Consider the following 22,546-nt stretch of genomic DNA (forward strand, 5'->3'; position numbering starts at 1 on the left):
TGGGTGAGAAATACATGAGTGAAAATAAATTAGAAGATTATTATGAGAAAGGTTTTGATTTCTTATTTAGAAGTCCTCTTTATGATAAATATAAGGTGAATTTAGATATTGTTTCAAAAACTGAATTGGAAGTTATAAATGAGGGAACAGAAGAAAGTGGACCGGATATAGTACACCATGATGAACATTATGAAAGTGAAAACTTTAAGTTTATTAAAGCCATAATATTCACCAAAATAGAGGTGATTGAATATTGTCCTATGTGTGGAAATAAAGAAATAATATATTTATCAGGCAGAGAGATACCAGAAGAATTAAAAAAGGAACTTATTGAAGTTTATAGCTATATGTGTCCGAATGAAGAATGTGATATTGCATATGATTGTGCATTTGAAAAATTGCAGAAAAGAATTAATTGTTTTAGAGAAAAATGTCTTGATCCAAATGGAAATTTTACAGTAACTGCAAAATGTAGAAAAGGACATGAATTTCAAGCTACTTTTCATGTAACAGATAATTGGGATTTGATTAAGATTGGCCAATATCCATCAAGAATGGAATTTGAAAGATACATAAAAGAATACAGTAAAGTATTAAGTAAAGAAAATAATAGAGAGTTGAATTCAGCAATTGGATTGGCAGCTCATGGTATTGGTGCAGGTGCGTATGTATATTTAAGAAGGGTTTTTGAAAGATTGATTTTTGATATATTTAATAAAGAATATAAAGGTAAGATTGCATTAGAACAGTTTAGTTCTGAAAAGATGGAAGATAAATTAAAGATATTAAATATACACTTTAATGATACCATAAACAAAAAACTTCTTTATGGTATATTGAGCAAGGGAATACATGAACTTGAAGAAGAAGAATGTAGGAAATATTTTAATGTGGTATTACAATCATTATTAATAATATTAGAGGATCAATTCGAGAAGAATGAAAGGATTAAAAGAGAAAAAGAAATAGCAAAATTAATAAATGATGTTCATGGTAAGCTAAAATCAAAATAATATTATATATTTAAGACTTTATATTGCAGAAAATATGGGTTAAAAATATGAAGTATTTACAATTAACATGTAAATTTTAGTTAAAATGATATATAATAACTGTAGGAAAAATTTTTAGTGCTAGAAACTTTCTGGCACTATTTTTATAGAAAACTTTTTATAAAGAATATTGGATTATGTAATTTATTGGTACATTTTTGGAGGACTATATGAAAAAAATAACGCAAGAAGATATTATGAATATGCTAGAACTTGCATATGATGCAACATTAAATGGAATTCCTACTTTAGGTACTGCTGAAGAACTAGGAGATGATTATCTAAGTAAGTCTAAAAATGAAAATGAGGCGATTAATAAATTAATAAATTGGCAAGTTGCAAAATGCACAACATCAGGTTTTATAACAGGACTAGGAGGAATTGTAACTATGCCAATAGCAATACCAGCGAATATAAGTAGTACAATATATGTTCAAACGAGAATGATTGCCTCTATAGCATATATAAAAGGCTATGACATAAGAAGTGATATGGTTAAAACACTTGTATATATGTGTTTATGTGGTAATGCAGGCAAAGATATTGCTAAACAAACAGGTATCAAACTGGGATTGAAAATTACTGAGAGCATGATTAAAAAAATACCTGGGCAAGTACTTAGGGAAATAAATAAAAAAGTTGGATTTAGATTACTAACTAAATTTGGACAAACAGGAGTAATCAATTTAGGGAAAATGATACCAATAGCTGGAGGTTTTGTTGGAGGTGGATTTGATTTAGTTTCAACAAAAATAATAGGCAAAATTGCTAAAGAAACGTTTGTATAAATAGGGGGAATATTAATGGCTATGAATTCTCAATTTGAATCATTAGTAGAGCAAGCTGCAATTAAGTGGTTTAAAGATTTAGGATATGAATATTCTCATGGAAGTCAAATAAATAATCAAGAAAGAAAAGATACTACAGGAGTAGTTTTAAATAAAGTACTTATGGATAGCTTAAAAAGAATTAATCAAAACGTAAAAGAAAGTTGTATTGAAGATGCTTACAGAACTTTAAAGACGTTTAACTATCCTACTATAGAAAATAACAATAAGGATATACACAAGTTAATTAGGGAAGGTGTACGAATTACATATAATGATGATAATGGGGAGGAAATTGGAGAGATTGTAAAAGTAATTGATTATGATGATATAGCAAATAACTCCTTTATAGTTTGCAACCAAGTTACCATAAAAGGTGATCATACACCTAGAATTCCTGATATATTAGTTTATGTTAATGGGCTGCCTGTAGCTATTTTTGAACTAAAGAATCCTTTAGATGATAATGCAACAATTGAGGGTGCATATAGGCAGATTAATCTTTATAAAAAAGATATTCCTGATTTATTTTATTATAATGAAATTTGTGTAATCTCTGATTCAACTGAGAGTAAAGCTGGAACCTTGTCAGCAAATTATGAGAGATATTCAGCTTGGAAGTCTATAGAGAATGGAAAAATAGAAAAGGACAAGACATCTTTAGAAATTCTTATAAAAGGAATGTTTCAAAAAGAAAGATTACTTGATATTATAAAATATTTTATTACCTTTGAAGATAGCAGCGTTGTAATTAAAAAGAAGAAAAAAAGCAAGAAAACTACTGATGATAAAGAAGAAAAGAAGAAAATACTAATAAAAAAGATGGCAATGTATCATCAATATTATGGAGTTAATGATGCTATAAGGGAAACTTTAAGGGCAACTGGAATTAATGGAGATAAGAAGATAGGTACTTACTGGCATACACAAGGTTCTGGTAAGAGTTTATCTATGGTTTTCTATACAGGTAAAGTTAGGCAGGAAAAAGCTTTAGAAAATCCAACAATAGTAGTTATTACTGATAGAAATGATTTAGATGATCAATTATATGAAACTTTTTGTAAGGCTAATGATTTAATAGCTTATCCAGTACAAGTTGAAAGTGTTGAGGATTTAAGAGATCAAATTGGAGATTTAGCAGCAGGTGGAATTATTTTTACTACTATTCAAAAATTTCAAACTGATAAAAGTGATGTAGAGGGATTAGATGTAAATAAGAAGATTAAAAAATCAATTACTAGTGGTGGCGAATATCCTCTTTTATCTGATCGAAATAATATTATTGTAATGTGTGATGAAGCACATAGAAGTAATTATGATTTCTTAGATGGATTTGCAAAAAATATAAGACAAGGTTTACCTAATGCGAGCTTTATTGGATTTACAGGAACACCAATAGATTTTGAAGATAAATCTACACTTCAAGTATTTGGTGATTATATCTCAGTTTATGATATGAAGCAAGCTGTTGAAGATAAGGCAACTGTTCCTATTTTTTATGAATCCAGGGTAGTTAAACTTGAACTAGAAAATGATGAAATAGATTTAGATTTTGAAGAAGTAACTGAGAGTGAAGAGGATTCTGTAAAGAGTAAATTAAAATCTAAATGGGCAGCATTAGAAGCATTAGCTGGTACAGATGAAAGACTAGATGAAGTAGCAGAAGCTATAGTAAATCATTTTGAAAAAAGATTAGAAACATTAGATGGTAAGGGCATGATAGTCTGCATGAGTAGAAGAATCTGCGTTGATCTTTATGAAAAACTTAGAAATCTTAGACCAGAGTGGCACTCAGATAAGATTGATGAGGGTGTTGTTAAAATAATCATGTCAGGAAATGTATCAAGGGACCCTGATAGCTTTGAACCTCATATTTTAACAAAAACACAAATGAAAGAAATTGAAACTAGAATGAAAGATCCAGATGATCCTTTAAAGCTTGTCATAGTAAGAGATATGTGGCTTACAGGATTTGATTCTCCATCTATTCATACAATGTATATAGATAAACCTATGAAGGGACACAATTTAATGCAGACTATTGCTAGAGTTAATAGAGTATTTAAAGATAAGCCGGCAGGACTTGTAGTTGATTTTATAGGTATAGCAGAAGATTTGAAAAATGCATTATCTCATTATACAAAAAGTACTGGTGGAAATGAAGTTGCAACATTCCCGATAAATGAAGCATTAAGAATAATGAAAGAAAAACATGATATATGTAAATCATTCTTTCATGGATTTTTAATATTAAATTGGGAAAATCAAGAGCCAGATAAAAAATTGACTTTACTGCAAAAAGGAATGGAAATTATAAATACTTCAGAAGAAGTTAAAAATAGATTCTTAAAACATAGTGCTGAATTAAATAAAGCATATGCACTAATAGCTCATGATGAGAGAAGCAATGAATTTAGAAGTGATATAGCATTTATATTAGCAGTAAGAAGTAATGTAGCTAAATATACTCCACCAAAAGGAAAGAAAATGGAGGAGCTTGATACAGCTATAAAGCAAATAGTATCAGAAGGTGTTGCAGCCGCAGGTAAACCAATAGATATATTTGCAGAGGCAGGATTAAAAACGCCAGACTTATCAATATTAAGCGAAGAATTTTTAGATAAAATGAGTGGAAAAGAAAATGAAAATCTTCAAATAGAATTACTAAGAAAATTATTAAATGATGAAATAAAAGCCAATCAAAGAAAGAATGAAGTTAAATATAAATCATTTAAGGACATGCTTGAAAATATGATTAAGCAATATCACAACAGAGCACTTACATCAGCTCAAATAATTAAAAATTTAGTAGATATGGCCAATGAAATGCAAAAGGAAGATAGCAGAGCATCTGAACTAGATATGACAGAAGAAGAAATAGCATTTTATGATATAGTAAAACAAGGGCATGAAGCTACTTTAGAAGATGAAAAAACTAGAGAAATAGCAAAAGAATTAGTTAGAATAATAAGAGAAAAAACACAAAATGCAGTTGATTGGACTAACAAAGAAGATGTTCAGGCCAACATAAGATCAACAGTTAAGAGACTTCTCAAAAGAAAAGGAATTAAAGATCCGGATGATCTTGATGATACTGTGAATGTTATATTGAAACAGGCTATTAATTTGTTTGATAATGGGATTGCTTAATAATATTCACATATTAGTAAACAGAATAAAGAGACTTTAATGGAGAAAATTTATGGAGCAAGGAATAACCTTGAAAAAGATGAATGAACCAGAGGTAATGGAATTAATAAGTAAGTCGAAAGGATTTTATAATACATTTTTAAGAGCTAATGATAATATAAAAAAATTATTTATACAACTTGCATGTGAAAGTTCAATTTTTTCATGTAATGATAATGGATATGTTAAAGAAATGGTTGAAACAGGATATAGACTTGCTAAACGTTATATTAGAGGTAGAAGAATACAAAATTACTGTATGTTTACTATTTCCTCTGAACAAAAGGTCATAATTGATGTTAGAACGGATGGTCTTGAAATTAAGTCGGAAATTATAAACTTGATGAATAGAGGAAATTGTTTTAGCGGGGGATTTGAATGGTATAGATTTTCCATAAAAAGTGAAAGTGAATTAGTGGAAGCACTTAAGTTAATTGAACTTTGTTATAAAAATTAGTAGCAAATAATTAAGCTAAATTGCTGTTGATGAGAAAATTGAACAATTAATTAAGAATAATAAAAGTTAAGAATCTTAATCGATATGTTTGCATAAAAGAAGGAGAGAATTATTATGGCGATTAATCCAATTCCTATAAACATTGAAAGTATTTTCGGAAGTAGGAAATATTATATAGATTTCTACCAAAGAGAGTATAAATGGAACGATGAACAACAGTCTTATAAACCAATAAAATCATTATTAGATGATATATTTTATAGATTTGAGCTTAATTATAAGAAAGATAGTGATATTAGCGAAGAGGTTATATCAAAATATGATTGGTATTATTTAAATTCTTTTATGACTAATACGGTTGGAGGAAATACATTTGTAGTTGATGGACAGCAAAGATTAACAACGTTAACTATTTTATCTATTGCTCTGCTTAAAATTGGTGAAAAACTTGGGGCAAATAAAGGGAAGCTTACTTACATTGAAAAAAAGGTATGTGATTATGATGCAGAAGGAAATTATGTTTTTTGGATGGGATTTACTGATAGAGAAAAAGCTTTAAAAGCTATTTTTGAAAATGATACTGAAGAGTTTATAAAATCAGTTGAGGGTAGTGGTATTGCTGAGAAAAATATTTATGCAGCTTATGAAGTTATCTACCAATATATTGAAGGTAAGCTTGCAGATTTGCATATTTTTGATGCTTTTAGATTGTACCTATATAAAAGAGTAATGTTAATACAAATTGATGTTGATGATGCTAAAGATGTTGCTATGGCTTTTGAGGTTATAAATGATAGGGGAATTCCTTTAAAAGCTTATGAGATCTTAAAGGGGAAAATATTAGGGGTAATTGATAAATCAGAAATTGATCCTTATGTTATGGCATGGGAGAAGTCTATAAATAAAATTTCAGATGATTTTGGTGATGAATATGTTGATGACTTTTTAGGGACTTATTTTCAAAGCAAGTATACAGAAACTAATCAAAATTATAGAGATCTAAGCGAAACTAGGTATCATAAAAGTATTTATTTAGAAGAATATGATAAAAGAATAGGATTTAAACATAGCAATAATGCGGATAAATCCTATATAAACAACGTTAAGAATTTTGTTAAAAATACAGTACCATTTTATAGTGATTTGTATATTAAAATTTTAGGAGATTGCTATACATGTACTGATAAAGGGAATGAGTATGTATGGTTTAATGATATAAATGACCAGGAAGCACAATTCTATTTAATCATGGCAGCAATTGATTATAATGATGTTTATTACAACGAAAAATACACACTAGTATCAAAATTATTTGATAAATTTTATACTATACTAAATTTAACTGGTTCATATAGATCTAGTGAATTTGCAGCAAAGATTATTGAGTTAGGAATTGCTATTAGAAATAAATCATTAATAGAAATAGAAGAAGTGTTTAACAATAGTTTAATTGAAATTATAAATAAAATACACGGTAGAAATGATATAACAGATCCTTTTAAATATGAACTTTTTAGTAACATTGGTTATAGAGATTTAGGAAAAAGATTTATGAGATATTTTTTTGCGAGAATTGACAAATTTATTGCTAATGAATGTCAGTTAAGTACTGGAAGTTATTATAGCTTAATAAGTCAAGCTAAGGGTAAAGATGTTTATCATATAGATCATATACTTGCAAATGATGAAAAAAGACAAAATTTATCTCTATTTAAGGATGAAGAAGAATATATTAACCAAAGAAATAGATTAGGAGGTCTAGTGTTGTTAAAAGGTAAAGATAATCAGTCATCAGGAAATGAAGTTTATAAGGAAAAACTTAAAACTTATGTTGGAAATGGTACCCTATTTGCTCAAACACTTTTAAAAGATTTTAAGCATAAAAATAAAGGATTTGAAAATTTTTGTATTAAATATAATTTGGATTTTAAAACTTATGATATTTATGATAAAGTCGCTATTGAGGAAAGGCAAAAACTTTTACATAGTTTGGTGAAAATAATTTGGGAATAATATTAAAATAAGATGAAAATATAAAGAAATACTGTATTCAAATATTGAGAATATAGAGTTATTATAAGTATATTTTGATAATATGGAGTGAATTTTTTATGAGATATGCACTATTATATTCTTGCAATGGATATAAAGATGATAAATACGAAGAATTAAAATGGCCAGAAAATGATATTGAAGAATTATCAGATATTTTAATTAATGATTATGATTTTAATAGAGAAAGTGTACAAGATGAAAACCTAAATATTTATAATACAAAGAAGCCAAATGATATTTTTGAGGATATAAATCGCATAATTAGTGAAAGTGAAGAAGGAGATACTATAGTATTTTATTTTTCTGGTCATGGAGATATTGAGAATGGCGATTCATATATAGTACTACCTAATACAGATAATAGAGATTTAAGGGGTACAGCATTACTAATAGATGATTTAGTGAATTTGTTAAGTGTAAATAACAGAATGAATATAATTTTAGTAGATACTTGCCACTCTGGACAACCTGGATTATTAAAGAAAGATTATGATTCAAATATTATTTTGAAAGAAGGTACAGGCACGTTTGTATTAGCAGCTTGTGATCAAAATGAAATTAGTAATGAGGATGATAACTTAAAACATGGAGTTTTTACATATAATTTATTAGAATCTTTAAGGGAATTTAAAGTAGATGACAATGTATATCCAGAAATACTAAAATTGAAAGTAACTGAGAAAGTAGAAAAGTGGATAAGTAAAGAGGGGAAAAAACAAAATGTTATTATGTCATGTTTTATAAAAGGAAATGCATCTATAGGTGTGAGAAAAAAGGGATTTAATAAGAATGATATTTTTGAAGTTATCAATAATACTAAGTTTTTAAATAAAAAACATGTGCTGAAAAATATGAGTAAATTTATTGGAGATAGGATTAAAATAGGAACAATTAAATATAATAATGATGATTATGATGCGGAGAATAACAATTTTTATTTTAAATTAGATGATAATAATTTGATAAATACATTGAAAAGCAAAGTAGAGGATTGTGTAAGGTTTCAGAACAATTTTTTATATTTCAAGACATCTGAATCTTTGGCATGTAAATTATATGAAGATCAAAGGGAAATAGATCTTTATGGAAAAATAAATATAGATGAAGATTTTATAATATTTGATGATTTAGAATTAAATGATAAGCAAGGTCATACATTTGACATAGGTGGAATTTGTAATTCAAATGGAAAGGCTGCTTATCAATCAGAAGAAAAAATATTAGATTTTGAGTATATAGATGATGACAATATAATAATAGTGAATGAAAATAAAATTAAGTTTTATAATTTAAAAGACAAATCTATAAAGGAAAAAAGTATTTTTATAGATGAAGAAATATATATGAGTGCAAAAATATATAGAGCAAAAGATGGTATATTTATAATCGGAATTTTATACAACAAAGTAACAAAAGATGAAATTAGACAAATACATAAAATTAATAATGAAGAAATTAAAAAGATAAATACCTGTGAGAGTACTATTAAGGTTATGGATTTATTTGATATTGCTAGTGATAATGCTAGATTGGCATATTATTGTAAAGGAAATGAAGAACGTTTGCTTTGGTCTAGTTATGGATATAAAGATTTGGAAAGTGGTACAGGTAATTGGAAACAATTTGCAGAGTGTCAGGATATTAAGATCAATTTTGATGGTAGATATATAATGCTTTATTCAGAAAAATATTTATTCATAAAAGATGAAAATACGAATAATAAATTTTCGTTAAAAAAAAGCATACAATATGCAAACTGGATTGATAGAGAGAGAATAGTTGTTTTTTTTGAAAATAATGAAGGCAAAATAATAAATATTGAAACTAAGGAAGAAGCGAACATAAAGAGTAATTTATATAATATTAAGTGTGTTAGATTTATTCCTAATAACAACATTTTATGTATAAGTGGAATTTTACAATTGAAAGGCGAGACTAAACATTATATAGAGCTTATTACAATTAAGGGATTACATAAAACAATTTTTTTGTATGGACACAATGATTATAATCTAAAGATATCACCTAAAGGAAAAAATATTGCATCAATAAATGATAAGTCAGTAATTGTTTGGAACAATTTAAGTCCAGAGATCTTAGAGATTAAATAATATTTATAAATAATTCTATTAGCGGTTGATAGCGCTTAACTTGAGAAATGGTCGGAAGAACTAAAAATTCCACCCTTCTTCCGACCATCAACAAGATATGTTATATTATTTTAAAATACAATATGTAAAGATACGATACTTTTACTATAAGGTTTGATTTATTTTCAATGATAAATAGATACAATAAAATACTCTAAGTTATAATTTAATAAAACAATTCAACACACTCCTCACGTTGAAACTGTGATCCAAAATGAGATGTGTTTTGTGATATTTAAAATTATGTATTTTAATGATAGAAATATAATTTGCTTATATTCTGTAAGTGAAATTTCTATTAGCTTTCCCTTAAGGGAAAAAACAAAATAAAATACAGCAAATTATGATTAAATATAATAGTAATCTAGATAGGCTAAACAGCAATGTTTCAAAGTATTATAAGATACAATAAAATATGATTTAGTACAAGCTGACTCTAATATAGAACTCGGCTATCAATTTAGCACTCTAAATTCAGGAGGAATAAATTAAAAGACGCCTACTTTCTTCATCTTGAAATACATATCATAAGAAAGTCCATAATCCCCTCTAACAAAAGTAAGAAGAGAAGACTTAGCAGCAGGAGCAAGCCCATGAAGTTCCCACAGCTCTACAGTTTTCTTTTCAACATTAATCATTTTAGCAAACTCTTTTTTCTATATTACGAATTAGTCTCTGTTCTAGAATCTTTGCCCACAGTCTTTGCAGGTATATGTTTACATAGCTCAATAGTCAGATTTAAGAAAGCCAAAAGAGTATTTAGCAAAGCATCTAATCACAAACTTATAAAAACTTATTAACATAATAAAACCATGAATTAATCTATTTAAGTAAAGGTAATAAACATCTAATTTTAATGTTTATTACCTTTTTTAGGTGTTATTTAAATTATTGCCTCCTAACACATTAAGATATAAATATTAATAACTTTGGTATATAATTATAAAGGAATTTAGACATATGAGAAAACAATTAACTATGTTGCAAAATATAGATAAACAAATTAAGAATTCAACTTACTAGATGAAGAGATTTACAAAGTTACTAAAACTTTAAGTTTATGATTTCGGTAAGTTATTACACAAAGTTAGATATCTATAATAGTTTTGTTTTTGATTGTAACTTAAGAGAATAGGAGCAATATTTAATGAATATAAGCGATTTAATTATATATAATAAAACAATGCCTAAAAGAGAAGCAGCTTACGTTGATTATCCAAGTAATTTAGCAGAAGAATTATGTGAGTATTTATCTCAAAATGGGATTGATAAGCTGTATAGTCATCAAGCAGAAATGTTTGAAAAAGCAATGGATAGGAATAACATTGTAATAACAACATCTACAGCAAGTGGAAAAACTCTCAGCTTTTTGCTGCCAGTTATTCAAGAAATTTTATCAAATCCTTTGGCTAGAGCAATTTTTATATATCCTACAAAGGCTCTTGCAAGTGATCAGTATCGTGCAATTTTGCCTTACTTAGAATACTTTGGGTCTAACAGGATTTCAGCAGGAATTTATGATGGGGATACTCCTGTAAATGAACGAAGCAGGATTAGAAAAAATGCTAATATTATTTTAACTAATCCTGAAATGATAAATGCTGCATTTTTACCGAATCACAGTAAGTTTGGTTTTGATTTTATCTTTTCTAATTTAAAATACATCGTAATTGATGAACTTCATACTTATAGAGGTGCTTTTGGTTCACATCTTGCAAATGTATTTAGAAGACTTGGCAGGGTTTGCAGATATTATAATTCCTCTCCTCAGTATTTATGCAGTTCAGCAACTATAGCAAATCCAGTTGAACTTGCAGAAGAAATCTGTGGACATAAATTTCTAGAGGTTTGCATAGATGGTTCACCAGCTCCAAAGAAAAATTATAGGCTTGTGCAGCCACCAAAGATTATGGGCCATGACAAAAAATATTATGGGCAGGTGCAATCAACTTCAGTAGCTGCTGATTTAATACCTGACTTAGTGGAAAATGATAATAGCTTTATTGCTTTTGCAAAATCAAGAAGAAATGTTGAAGTTGTATTAAAGGAAGCAAGAGATAAACTAGAAACGGAAAACTTTTTTGGAGCTTCTTTAAAAGACAAGATATCTGGATACAGGGGAGGATATACTCCACTTGAGCGTAAAGAAATTGAAAATAAAATGATTACTGGAGTTCTGCGAGGGTTAGTATCAACAAATGCTTTAGAGCTTGGAATAGATATTGGTAAAATTGATACAACAGTAATTGTAGGATACCCAGGAACTAGAGCGTCTTTTTGGCAGCAGAGTGGGAGAGCAGGTAGAAACGGAAAAGAAAGTACTAATTATTTAATCCTTGATAATCTGCCTTTTGATCAGTACATAGCAATTAATCCAGATTGGCTTTTTGAAAGTGGAAGTGAAAATGCAGTTATAGATAAGAATAACCTTTTGATAGAACTTGCACATATACGTGCAGCAGCTGCTGAAATACCATTAACTTTAGATGATATTTCAATTTTTCCAGATTTAGGTGAAACAATTCCTGTTTTAATAAGAGCAAGTGAATTAACAAATCAAAGTGGAAAGTTTGCATGGTGTGGTAATTCATTTCCAGCAGGAGATTTTAGCTTAAGAAATATTGATAAAGCAAGGTATAAACTTATAAATAAGGATAACAATAAAGAAATTACAGAAATGGATGAAATGCAGGCTTTTCGTGAAATTCATAATGGAGCAATTTATATGCATGATGGAGTTCAATATCAGGTTGTAAAGCTTGACTTAGAAAGTAGAACTGCTTTTGCCATTCCCTTTAATGGAAATTACTATACAATGCCAGGAGGCACAACAAATATAAGGATAATTCAAGGCAGCAAGGATATGGAATATGAGCGTACTAAAGTGACTTTTGGAGATGTAAATGTTGATGAAATAGTTTATATGTATAAAAAGCTGCAATTTCATAATCATCAAAATTTAGGCTTTGAACAGTTAGAAAAACCATTATCAAAGGATTATGATACAGAAAGCACTTGGATAAAGATTCCTAACAATGTTGTTACAGTATATAGAAGGCTCCTTCAGGAAAGTCAAAATGGAGGCTTTATAAGAAATAATCATTTTGAAGGTGTATGTTACGCAATTAAAAATGCAGCGATGATGGCAACCATGACAGAACAGGAAGACATAGGTGTTGTAATGTCTAACAATGCAATAGAAATAAGTCAAAATTATGATAGCGAAGTTTATATGTTTATTTATGATAAATACGTAGGTGGACTTGGTTATTCTGAGAAAGTATTTGACTTAACTGCAAAGATTATTGAAAATGCAATCAAGATGGTAGGCGGATGTACATGTGATAATGGCTGCGCTGCATGTATTGGAGATTATCAATTAAATAAAGCTATGGTTCTTTGGGGGCTTAAGAATTTATTAGAGGAAATAGAGGCACCAAAGGATATTAAGTTAGCACAATATGCTCCAGCAACTTTTATCAAGAAAGCATTTAAGTTTAATGAATTACAGGAAAAATGGAAAGAATTCTGTGAGTATATGCAGGAAAATGGAGATGCCTTTGCAAAATTTTTAAGTACAATCCCTAAGGTTGAAATAGATAATCGTACTTTAATTTTAGTTTTAAATAATGCTTTTTATAGAGAATGGGTAATGGAAGAAAGTAATAAAAAGAGCATAATAAATATTATTTCTTTCCATACAGATGCTCCAATGGGGATTGAATTAAGTGTCAGACTTGAAGAGATAGATGAAGATAGAAATAATGTAAAAAGTAAATTACAAAGAAGATATGAAGATCTTACAGAATAATAGCTTTAAATATAAAGATCTATAGATAACCAGCTTATAACCTAAACTTATGTGTATAGCAACCGAAATTTGATACATATTGGTTCCAGTGGACTATGAAAATTTCGCTGGAAAGTGCTAAATGGCAGGTTGCCGCCACTTCTGCATGTTCCAAATGCAAGATTATGACAAGCAGCAAGTGGAACAACCTACCACTAAGCACTTTCATCAGCTCATTTTCAAATGCCACTTTCACAAATATGTATCAGATTTCTCTGTATGATAGACGTTTAAGTTTGGTAAATATTAAATAAATTTACTGTTATAAGTTGAACTAATAATTGGTTTATCTATAAATATATTAGTCTTAGAAGTATTAGTAAATGAAAATATATTTAGAAAGGAGAAGGTTATGATTACTTATGATTTTTATAACCAGTATCTCTTATGAACTATGAGAAAGAATTAGAAAGACTAAATGAATATCAAAGAGAAGCAGTACTTGATGAAAGTGATGCATGTGTTGTAAATGCAAATGTTGGAAGTGGAAAAACAACAGTTTTGATTTCAAAAATCGTGTATCTTCATTATGCAAAAAATATCAGTTATAAGGATATGATTGTATTAACTTTTACTAATAAAGCTGCAAATGAAATTAAAGAAAGATTAATGGTTTCGGATGAGAGTATAAAATCAGAGGAATTAGAGGGTTTTGGAACCTTTCATAGTGTAGCGCTTCATTTACTTAAAGAAGTATTGCCAATTGAAAAAATAAGATATGAAAAAGATTTTTTAGTAATAGAGCCAGATGAGGAATTAGACATTGCCTTGCAGATAATCCAAGAAGAAAAGCTCAAAATTAAATATAAGAACCGTTTAAAAAAGAGACTTGAGCAAGCTATGGTTATTGAGAAGGAAGAGGAAAAAGTTTCGCATTATGATGATGATATATTTAAGCTTGCAGAGCTGCTAAAGGAAGAGAAGATAAAACAAAATAAGATGTCTTTTTCAGATATATTGCAAAATGCAAATTTATTATTAGGTGAGCATAAAATAGAACCAAAATGGATTATTATTGATGAGGTTCAAGACAGCGATAAAATACAGCTTGATTTTATTGATAAATTAAAAGGTGAAAATACTAAATTATTTGCAGTTGGTGATCCAAATCAGGTTATTTACAGCTGGCGTGGAAGTTCCTTAAATGTGGTTTATACCTTAAAGCATAAGTATAATGCAAAGGAGCTTTCCCTTCCAATAAATTATCGTTCAAGTAATGCTATTTTAGAAGCTGCAAGGTGCTTTCAGCAAAATGGAAGCCGATTAATGGGAGCTAGAGAAACTGAAAATAAAATCATAGTTAAAAATCATTATAATCCTTTTAATGAAGCATGTTATTTGGTAGATAAGATCAAGGAAATACATAAATCAGGTGTGCCTTATAAGGAGATTGCAATTTTTTATAGACTGCAAAACCAGTCTCAGGTTTTTGAAGACGTATTTTCAAAAAATGATATTCCTTTTGAAGTATCAATGAAGAAAACCATAAGTGACAGTCCAGTGTTAAATTGGATCATTAAACTATTTCGTTTTTGCGTAAATCCTAATGATTTTTCCTCTGCAATTTATGTTCTTAGCAATAAAGAATATGGAGAGAAAATGACAGAAAAGACTGCAAGGAAAATAGTTAAAGAGCAGAACATAATTAAATCAGAACTACTAGAAAAGATGCATGAATTTTTAAATAAATGTTCTGAAATTAAGATAGCAGAAGAAATTTATAATTATTTTGAATTTGATAAATATATAAAGCCAACTTCAGCTACATATATAGATGATAAAGAAGCTATAAATGCGTTGCTTCATATAATCATAGAATATGTGAAAGAAAAACAAATGATATTTTTAGATGGACTTAGAGAGTTTATAAATTCATCAGCTTTATATGGGGTAAATATTTTAAAGAAGGATATAAATAGCGATATAGATTCTGTTAAGCTTATGACCTTACATGCCTCTAAAGGTTTAGAGTTTTCTTATGTGTTTATTACAGGAGTTAATTATGGACTAATTCCACTTCATACAAGGGATATGGAGGAAGAAGAGGAACAAAGATTATTTTTTGTTGGAATTACAAGAGCAAAAGATTACTTAGAGCTGTCTTATTATACAAATCCAGATTATCATAAGGCAGCGCCTGGAGAAAGTAGATATATTCATATGATTCCAGAAAAATTAATCCAAAATGATAAGGTTAAAAATAATAATGTAAATCTTCAAGAACTTAAAAAACAAATTCAAGAGGCAAAGGCACAGGGAAAGAAAGAAGAAGCTTCGGTTACTGAAGAGGTGGAATTACCAGTAGTTGAAGAAATAAATGAAACATCAATTAAACAAGTAAGCCACAAGAAATACGGAACAGGAAAAGTCCTAAAAGAAGATGATATGATGATTGAAGTGGAATTTGAGAATTATGGAGTAAAAGAATTTATAAAAGCCTTTAGCGAACTAGAATTTTTGTAGATATTTTTCTTATATAGGTAATGTGCAAAAGATAATTAGTAAATAAAAACAACATTTTAAAGATAATAAACTAATTAATGAAGTAATTTGAACAAATGAAGATATAGGAGGAACAAAAATGATTATATATATATTTAGTTTTATAATTGTATTATGCGTTGTTATTACAGCGTTTATAAAATTAAACCCAGCTTTCGGCGGAAAGCCTACAAAAGAACAACAAGAATTTTATAAGAATTTAGATAATTATGTTAATGGAAAATTTGTTAATGAAACTCCAACGGGTTTGGGCATGAGTGCTTCAGATATTTTATCAATGCTTAAAGATTCGATTACAGGCGCTGAAAATCGAAAGCCTCATGGTGAAATTCCTGTGGAATCAATTGATTGGGAAAAGATCAAAAGTGAAAAAGATAGTTTGACTTGGCTTGGTCACTCATCCTTTTTACTTAGCATCGATAATAAAAAACTGCTGATAGACCCAATTTTAAGTACCATTGCATCACCAGTTTCATTTGCGGGAAGTAAAAAATATAAATATAGTGAAAATATTTTGGATATTATTGATAAAATTCCACCTATTGATGCAATCTTTATATCACATGACCATTATGATCATTTAGATTATAAATCTATTGTAAAACTAAGCAGTAAAGTATCACATTTCTTTGTTCCTCTAGGAGTAAGTTCTCATTTAATGCGATGGGGTATTTCTAAGGAGAAAATTACAGAGCTTAATTGGTGGGATGAAATGAATTATCAAGGTTTAACAATTGCATTAACACCATCAAGACATTTTTCAAAAAGAGGAATATTTGGCTCAGATGCAACTCTATGGGGAGGATATGCAATTATCGGAAAAAACATAAATTTATATTATAGTGGTGATGGAGGATATGATTCACATTTTAAAAAAATAGGAGAAAAATATGGTCCTTTTGATATTACTTTGATTGAGGGAGCTCAATATGACAGACGTTGGTTTTGGGCGCATATGAAACCAGAAGAAGCCGTTCATGCTCAATTAGATGTAAATGGTAGGAATATGATGTTAATGCATTGGAGTGCATTTACCTTGGCCTATCATGGTTGGAAAGAACCAATAGAACGAGCCTTAAAGGAGGCCAAAAAGTCAGAGATTAGTTTAATAGCCCCTAAAATCGGCAAAACAGTGCTATTAGATTCAAATATAAATGTTCCGTTTTCTTCATGGTGGGATTTTTAACTAAGAAGATGATATGATGATTGAAGTTGAATTGGAAAGTTATAGAGTAAAAGAAAGGAAGTTCGACTCACATGAGTTTACTGAGTAAGTGTGATTTACACCAAAGCATAGATTGGGGTTCTATACTTATAATGTGATAAAGAGAACTATTTTTTATTTATCGGAAATGATAGTAAGTCAGTTCAAAAATGGTGAGTGTTATTCAGTATTAAGTAGAACGATTACTAATAAAATTCAATAAATGTTTAAAAATTTTCTTAAGTTAATAACAAATTATGTGAATTAGCATACTATAATATTATAAATCAGTTGGTTAAGAATTTATAATAAATAACAAAGGAGAAAAGAAAATGGGATACAAAGATTATGAAATGTATTTAGAATCCGAAGAAGTGGAATTTGATTCTACTAAAAAATGTGGTTGTGAAGATGAAGAAAAAGATAAAAAAGGTTGCTATAAAAGAAATTACCCTACAGGAGCTGCATTAGAAGAAGCTTATCGTGCAGGTCGTAAAGATGGATATAAAGAAGGATACTGTGAAGGCTATGACAAAGGATCAAAGGATGGATGCAAGCAAATAAAAGAAAAAATTGCTGGATGTATAGATAAAATTGAATGTTGTTAATTAATAAATTAGTGATTTATAGATAATTCAAATAAATGAAGATTATATAAAAATAGAATATCTCTTGGAAAATAATATTAAAAGCAGTGGTAGGAGCAATCCGGCTACTGCTTTTTGTTGTTTTAGTTTATCTAATATTAGATAAACTAATTATAAAAGTAATGATAGACATAGGACTTATTTCGATTATTAAATTTAATGAGGCACGGAAAAATAGTTAATATACTAAATTAGTATATTATAATAATTAGTATATTATGATTTCAAAGAAAATGTTCATATTAAAGAAGAATGATTATATATGAATAAATAAAGCACTTTTAAATAGAATAAATAAGTTAAATGGTTGAATAACACTAAACAGAATAAGCACTCTTTTATCGATAACTTAAATTAACCTATAGATAAAAATAGGTTAAAAAATACTAATAGAGAAGATAGAATAGAAATTATGAAGAATTCTTAAGCATTAAAAATTATGTTGTGAGGTAGATTAGCAGTATGATAATATAATCCGTCTTTATACAAATTCTGTGCCCTTTATTTTTTTATATACTCCTCATAAGGAAAAGGAACTATGATTTCTCCATCAACAACATTATAGTTAGTATTTTCTGTGGGGCTTAAATTGTTAACCAAATTCATTCCAACATTATAGAATACTTCTGCTAAAACTTTAGGGTCTTGAATAACAGTACCAGCCATAAAGCCTTTATCAATTAGAGATTTTGCTTCTGGAATTCCATCAATTCCAACGATAGCTATATTTTTTGATTTTTCGCCCTTATTATAGCCATATTTTTGAAGTGCCTCAACTGCCCCTATTGCCATAGCATCATTATTTGAAATTATTGCCTCAATCCTACCATCATATCTAAGAAATAAGGATTCGATAGAATCTTTAGATAAGCTCTTAAGCCAATTAGCATTTACCAATGCTAATTGTTCTGTGTTTATCCCTGAATTACTAATTGTTGAAATAGCATATTTTGTTCTGTCGATTGTGACTGGATCTTTAGCTTGACCATGCAATAGAACATATTGTAAAGTATTATCATTATTTTTATCTAGTGAACTCTTATTAGAATTCCATAGATTAACGAGAATTTTGCCTTGAACAGTCCCAGCTAAATCAGAATTTGCCAGTATAAAAGCAGCTTTATCATAATATTTAGAAACTTTAGACACTACTTTCGGATCTATATCTAAAAAAACTATTGGAAGATTTTTTGATCTAACATTAAAAATAATATCTTCAACGAAGTTTTCACTTGTATCAGCTAAGTTTGCCAAAATTAAATCGAAATCATTTTTAGAAATGGAATCTATTGTCTCATTTTGGAGCGCTATATTGTTTTTTCCATCAAAAAAAGTAAATTTGATTTTATCAGAATTGTCCTTTTGAATGGTTTCTAAGCTTTGTTTAAGTGATGACATAAATGGATCAAACGTATATAATAACACAGCAATATTGGTTGTATTTTTATTATTTAAATTTAGACTATAAAACGTGCTAATTTCAGTGAACTTTACTGTAATATTTATTAACAGTAGCATAGCTAATACTTTCTTTAATATCCACATTATAATCCTCCATCTAGGGTACTCGGTTTAATGGTATACATCACCATCACCAACGCTTACAATTCTGAAATCAGCCTTAAATGGAATTAAATTATATTTTTCATTTCAAAGGCATCTTTCATATTTAGTATGGCATTAAAAATAAATAACATTCCTTAAGAAAACTAATAAAAAAGATAATTAAATTTATAAATTAGGAGTTATTATGGCTGTTGATTTTTTATACTAATTGCGATCATTTCATTTCGACAATTTGCATTATGCAATGATATATTTTATGGCTAAAAACATAGGAATTTAAAGAAAATAGATAATTATATGGGAAAAGTAAAGGGAAAATTTTCTTTACAAAAGAACGCAGTTTCAATATAATATATTAAAGAGAACGTATGTTTGTATAGTTAGTAGATTTTATTTAAGAAATGGAAAAAATATTTGAGCTTAAGTATGATATAGAAGGGTGTAAGTGGATACTATTTAAAATATAATGAAGTTCATTTTTTGCTAATAAATATTGTGATAAAAGGAATGATAATTATGGTAATAAAAGACAAAGAATTAGATATAAATTTAATAAATTCAGTAGAGAAATACTTAAAATTAAATTATAGTGAGCTATATGATAAGAATGATTTAGGTGCAGTATTTGATGAAGCTAAGAAAGATGATGAACTTAAGTTAAAAATATTTAATTCAATAAGAAGATTTATAATGAATTAACTTTTTGATAGTTCATAGATATCAGATAAAATGAATGTGGAGGAATAGAAAATGAAGGATACAGTATATCTTTATGTATTTGATACAATGGCAGACTGGGAAATAGGTTATTTAATCGCTGAAATCAATTCGGGAAGGTACTACAAAAAGGGATTAATGCCGCTAAAAGTAGTGACTGTAGGAATTACCAAGGCCCCTATTACTACAATGGGAGGTCTTACAATATTGCCAGAAATTGAACTTGAGGAGTGTAGTACTCATGATACTGCTGCTTTGATTCTACCTGGTGGGAATACGTGGACAGAAGCAATTCATGCTCCAATTATAAGAATGGCTGAAAAATATTTAGAGAAAGGTATTGTTGTAGGGGCAATTTGTGGTGCTACAATAGGACTTGCTATGGGTGGAGTACTAGATAAACGAGATCATACAAGCAATGACCTAGGGTATCTTAAAATGGTCTGTCCAAACTATGATGGAGAAGTGTATTATAAGCAGGAATGTGTAGTAACTGATGGAAGTTTGATTACTGCTTCTGGAATAGCTCCTCTTGAATTCGCTTTGCATACATTGAAAATTCTAGATGTATTCTCTCCGCAAACACTAGATTATTGGTACAATCTGTATAAAACCCAAGAGTCAAAATATTTCTTTGAGCTTATGAACTCAATTCAATAAAAGGTTGCTTAAAGTGGGTAAGATAGCTACTTTTCACTGCAACAATTGGGAATATAGAGTTAAGAAAAAGTACTTATTGTCATAAAATAAGTACTTTTTTTAAGTGGAAATTATCCATTAATTTATTAATTCATTTGATATTTCAGGACTGTCTTTTACTTTTTATTCATTAGAATTAATCCAACTATACTTAAACATATTCCTAGAGCATTCATAGGGGATAGTTTGGTTTTATAAACGAAAATACCAACTACAATTAATATTATTGTTGAAATTATACTTACAAAAAGAGGAGCAACGGCTATATTCCAGCCACTTCTATAGATATATAAGTATCCTATTTCCAGGCCTAATGCAGATATCCCTAATACATAACTTGCCCAATTTAATTGTTTTAGAGAGCTTATAATATTGCGGTCTATGGGTAAGATAATTAATGCTAATATAGAGAATATTATTGCGGTAATATATGTGACTATCATTGATATAAATGGATTTGTTGATTGATTGATAGATTTTTGACTGATATTATATATTACAGTTGCTAAAACTGTGATTATCATAGATATATAGTACATATAATAATACATCCTTTCTTATATGTTTTGAAATAGTAATCATTAGAATAAAAGCTTCTAAATCTTTTATTCTAATGATTATAGATAGTACAATTACTTAATAATGGTGTTTTTTATTTGTAAGATTACCAATTTTTCATCTCCATTATTTGTGAAACCATGGCTTTCTTCATGTGGAGATAACATTACATCATTCTCTTTAATTGAAAAATCTTTGCCATTTATAGTTATTATTCCTTTGCCGCTAATTACATAGAATATTTCATCTAAATCTGAATGTTTGTGAGGAGTCATTGTTTCACCAGGTTCGTAGAATAAAATACCTGAGTCCATTGTGCCCTCTGTAAACAGTGCTTTCCTTTTGATTTTTTCTGTAATATCGTTAATGTTCAAAATTTTCATAGTTATACGTCTCCTTAGTTTATAATATTTATTTAAGCTAATTATTAAAATTCTATTTTATGGTAAAGACACATTTGATTTTTTCATAATAGATTTCCTCCCATGCTTTGTTGACTTATGGTATTATAATATAATCACTATTAACTTTTTACAAGAAGGCACTATTTTGTATGGTACGAACTAAATAGTAAGTATCAATTTATATATGATAGGAGTGAATGCTGATGACATGTGGTAAGTTATGTCCAATTGAAGAGACTGTTAAACTTATTGGACACAAGTGGAAAGTTCTTATTTTAAGAAATTTACATGATGATGGAACACAAAGATTTAACCAACTTGAGAATGGAATTAATGGGATAAGTCAAAAAATGTTAACACAGCAGCTTCGACAAATGGAAGCTGATGGATTAATTATTAGAAAGGTATATCCTGAAGTACCACCTAGGGTTGAATACTCACTTTCAGAACTAGGGAAGAGCTTAAAGCCAGTTTTGGATTCTATGAACATCTGGGGAGAAAATTATATAAATACTAATAAACACCTTTATGAAGATTAAATTAGAGTATATACATTTTTGTAAGATAAGATGGAAGGACAATTCTACAAACTTACCATATAACAATGATATGGTAAGTTTTACTTTATATCTATATAATATGGGTATATTATAATAGTTAAAAAACTAA

Annotated in this window: 17 protein-coding genes; 13 read left to right on the forward strand and 4 right to left on the reverse strand. The window is 28.6% G+C overall.

From position 1 onward, the window contains the following. Nucleotides 1–14 precede the first annotated feature (14 nt). From L1S46_RS06835 to L1S46_RS06860, 6 genes are all read left to right on the forward strand, one after another. A complete protein-coding gene (locus L1S46_RS06835) occupies nucleotides 15–1,013 on the forward strand; it encodes a hypothetical protein (RefSeq protein ID WP_238899601.1) in 999 nt (332 codons plus the stop codon). Between the two features lie 209 nt (nucleotides 1,014–1,222). Next, the gene (locus L1S46_RS06840; RefSeq protein ID WP_238899602.1) at nucleotides 1,223–1,840 is read left to right on the forward strand and encodes an EcsC family protein; all 618 of its coding nucleotides are present in this window, start codon (nucleotides 1,223–1,225) and stop codon (nucleotides 1,838–1,840) included. A 15-nt stretch (nucleotides 1,841–1,855) separates the two neighbouring features. Beyond that, complete coding sequence (locus L1S46_RS06845; RefSeq protein WP_238899603.1) at nucleotides 1,856–5,029, forward strand: type I restriction endonuclease subunit R; 3,174 nt, start codon at nucleotides 1,856–1,858, stop codon at nucleotides 5,027–5,029. A 52-nt stretch (nucleotides 5,030–5,081) separates the two neighbouring features. Next, the gene (locus L1S46_RS06850) at nucleotides 5,082–5,525 is read left to right on the forward strand and encodes a hypothetical protein (protein ID WP_238899604.1); all 444 of its coding nucleotides are present in this window, start codon (nucleotides 5,082–5,084) and stop codon (nucleotides 5,523–5,525) included. Nucleotides 5,526–5,639: 114 nt separating this feature from the next. Further along, the gene (locus L1S46_RS06855; protein ID WP_238899605.1) at nucleotides 5,640–7,538 is read left to right on the forward strand and encodes a DUF262 domain-containing protein; all 1,899 of its coding nucleotides are present in this window, start codon (nucleotides 5,640–5,642) and stop codon (nucleotides 7,536–7,538) included. 98 nt (nucleotides 7,539–7,636) lie between these two features. Next, entirely contained in the window at nucleotides 7,637–9,691 is a 2,055-nt protein-coding gene (locus L1S46_RS06860; RefSeq protein ID WP_238899606.1) for a caspase family protein, read from the forward strand. A gap of 527 nt (nucleotides 9,692–10,218) precedes the next feature. Here the strand turns inward: L1S46_RS06860 and L1S46_RS06865 are convergent. After that, the gene (locus tag L1S46_RS06865; RefSeq protein ID WP_238899607.1) at nucleotides 10,219–10,368 is read right to left on the reverse strand and encodes a hypothetical protein; all 150 of its coding nucleotides are present in this window, start codon (nucleotides 10,366–10,368) and stop codon (nucleotides 10,219–10,221) included. A gap of 509 nt (nucleotides 10,369–10,877) precedes the next feature. Between L1S46_RS06865 and L1S46_RS06870 the strand changes: the two genes are divergently transcribed. The 4 genes from L1S46_RS06870 (at nucleotide 10,878) to L1S46_RS06885 (ending at nucleotide 17,894) form a co-directional block, all read left to right on the forward strand. After that, nucleotides 10,878–13,541: a DEAD/DEAH box helicase gene (locus tag L1S46_RS06870; RefSeq protein WP_238899608.1), complete on the forward strand. Its 2,664-nt coding sequence runs from the start codon at nucleotides 10,878–10,880 to the stop codon at nucleotides 13,539–13,541. A gap of 426 nt (nucleotides 13,542–13,967) precedes the next feature. Further along, nucleotides 13,968–16,043, forward strand: a complete 2,076-nt coding sequence (locus L1S46_RS06875; protein WP_238899609.1) for an ATP-dependent helicase — start codon at nucleotides 13,968–13,970, stop codon at nucleotides 16,041–16,043. Between the two features lie 118 nt (nucleotides 16,044–16,161). Further along, on the forward strand, nucleotides 16,162–17,268 hold the full coding sequence (locus L1S46_RS06880) for an MBL fold metallo-hydrolase (RefSeq protein ID WP_238899610.1): 1,107 nt from the start codon (nucleotides 16,162–16,164) through the stop codon (nucleotides 17,266–17,268). Between the two features lie 350 nt (nucleotides 17,269–17,618). Next, nucleotides 17,619–17,894, forward strand: a complete 276-nt coding sequence (locus tag L1S46_RS06885) for a hypothetical protein (RefSeq protein ID WP_017212361.1) — start codon at nucleotides 17,619–17,621, stop codon at nucleotides 17,892–17,894. 540 nt (nucleotides 17,895–18,434) lie between these two features. Here L1S46_RS06885 and L1S46_RS06890 read toward each other — a convergent pair. Further along, a complete protein-coding gene (locus L1S46_RS06890) occupies nucleotides 18,435–19,478 on the reverse strand; it encodes a galactose ABC transporter substrate-binding protein (protein ID WP_238899611.1) in 1,044 nt (347 codons plus the stop codon). A gap of 501 nt (nucleotides 19,479–19,979) precedes the next feature. Here L1S46_RS06890 and L1S46_RS06895 point away from each other — a divergent pair. Beyond that, the gene (locus tag L1S46_RS06895) at nucleotides 19,980–20,198 is read left to right on the forward strand and encodes a hypothetical protein (RefSeq protein ID WP_238899612.1); all 219 of its coding nucleotides are present in this window, start codon (nucleotides 19,980–19,982) and stop codon (nucleotides 20,196–20,198) included. Nucleotides 20,199–20,249: 51 nt separating this feature from the next. Next, the gene (locus tag L1S46_RS06900) at nucleotides 20,250–20,876 is read left to right on the forward strand and encodes a type 1 glutamine amidotransferase family protein (RefSeq protein ID WP_238899613.1); all 627 of its coding nucleotides are present in this window, start codon (nucleotides 20,250–20,252) and stop codon (nucleotides 20,874–20,876) included. Nucleotides 20,877–21,031: 155 nt separating this feature from the next. Here L1S46_RS06900 and L1S46_RS06905 read toward each other — a convergent pair whose 3' ends face one another. Together L1S46_RS06905 and L1S46_RS06910 are read right to left on the reverse strand one after the other, a co-directional pair. Further along, entirely contained in the window at nucleotides 21,032–21,454 is a 423-nt protein-coding gene (locus tag L1S46_RS06905; RefSeq protein ID WP_039773615.1) for a membrane protein, read from the reverse strand. A gap of 93 nt (nucleotides 21,455–21,547) precedes the next feature. After that, nucleotides 21,548–21,856, reverse strand: coding sequence for a cupin domain-containing protein (locus L1S46_RS06910; RefSeq protein ID WP_077307617.1), 309 nt, complete (start codon nucleotides 21,854–21,856; stop codon nucleotides 21,548–21,550). 224 nt (nucleotides 21,857–22,080) lie between these two features. Between L1S46_RS06910 and L1S46_RS06915 the strand changes: the two genes are divergently transcribed. Next, nucleotides 22,081–22,416: a helix-turn-helix domain-containing protein gene (locus L1S46_RS06915; RefSeq protein ID WP_012059324.1), complete on the forward strand. Its 336-nt coding sequence runs from the start codon at nucleotides 22,081–22,083 to the stop codon at nucleotides 22,414–22,416. The last annotated feature ends 130 nt before the right edge of the window (nucleotides 22,417–22,546 follow it).

It is taken from the genome of Clostridium sp. YIM B02500 (assembly GCF_022324665.1).
GTDB classification, from domain to species: domain Bacteria; phylum Bacillota; class Clostridia; order Clostridiales; family Clostridiaceae; genus Clostridium; species Clostridium beijerinckii.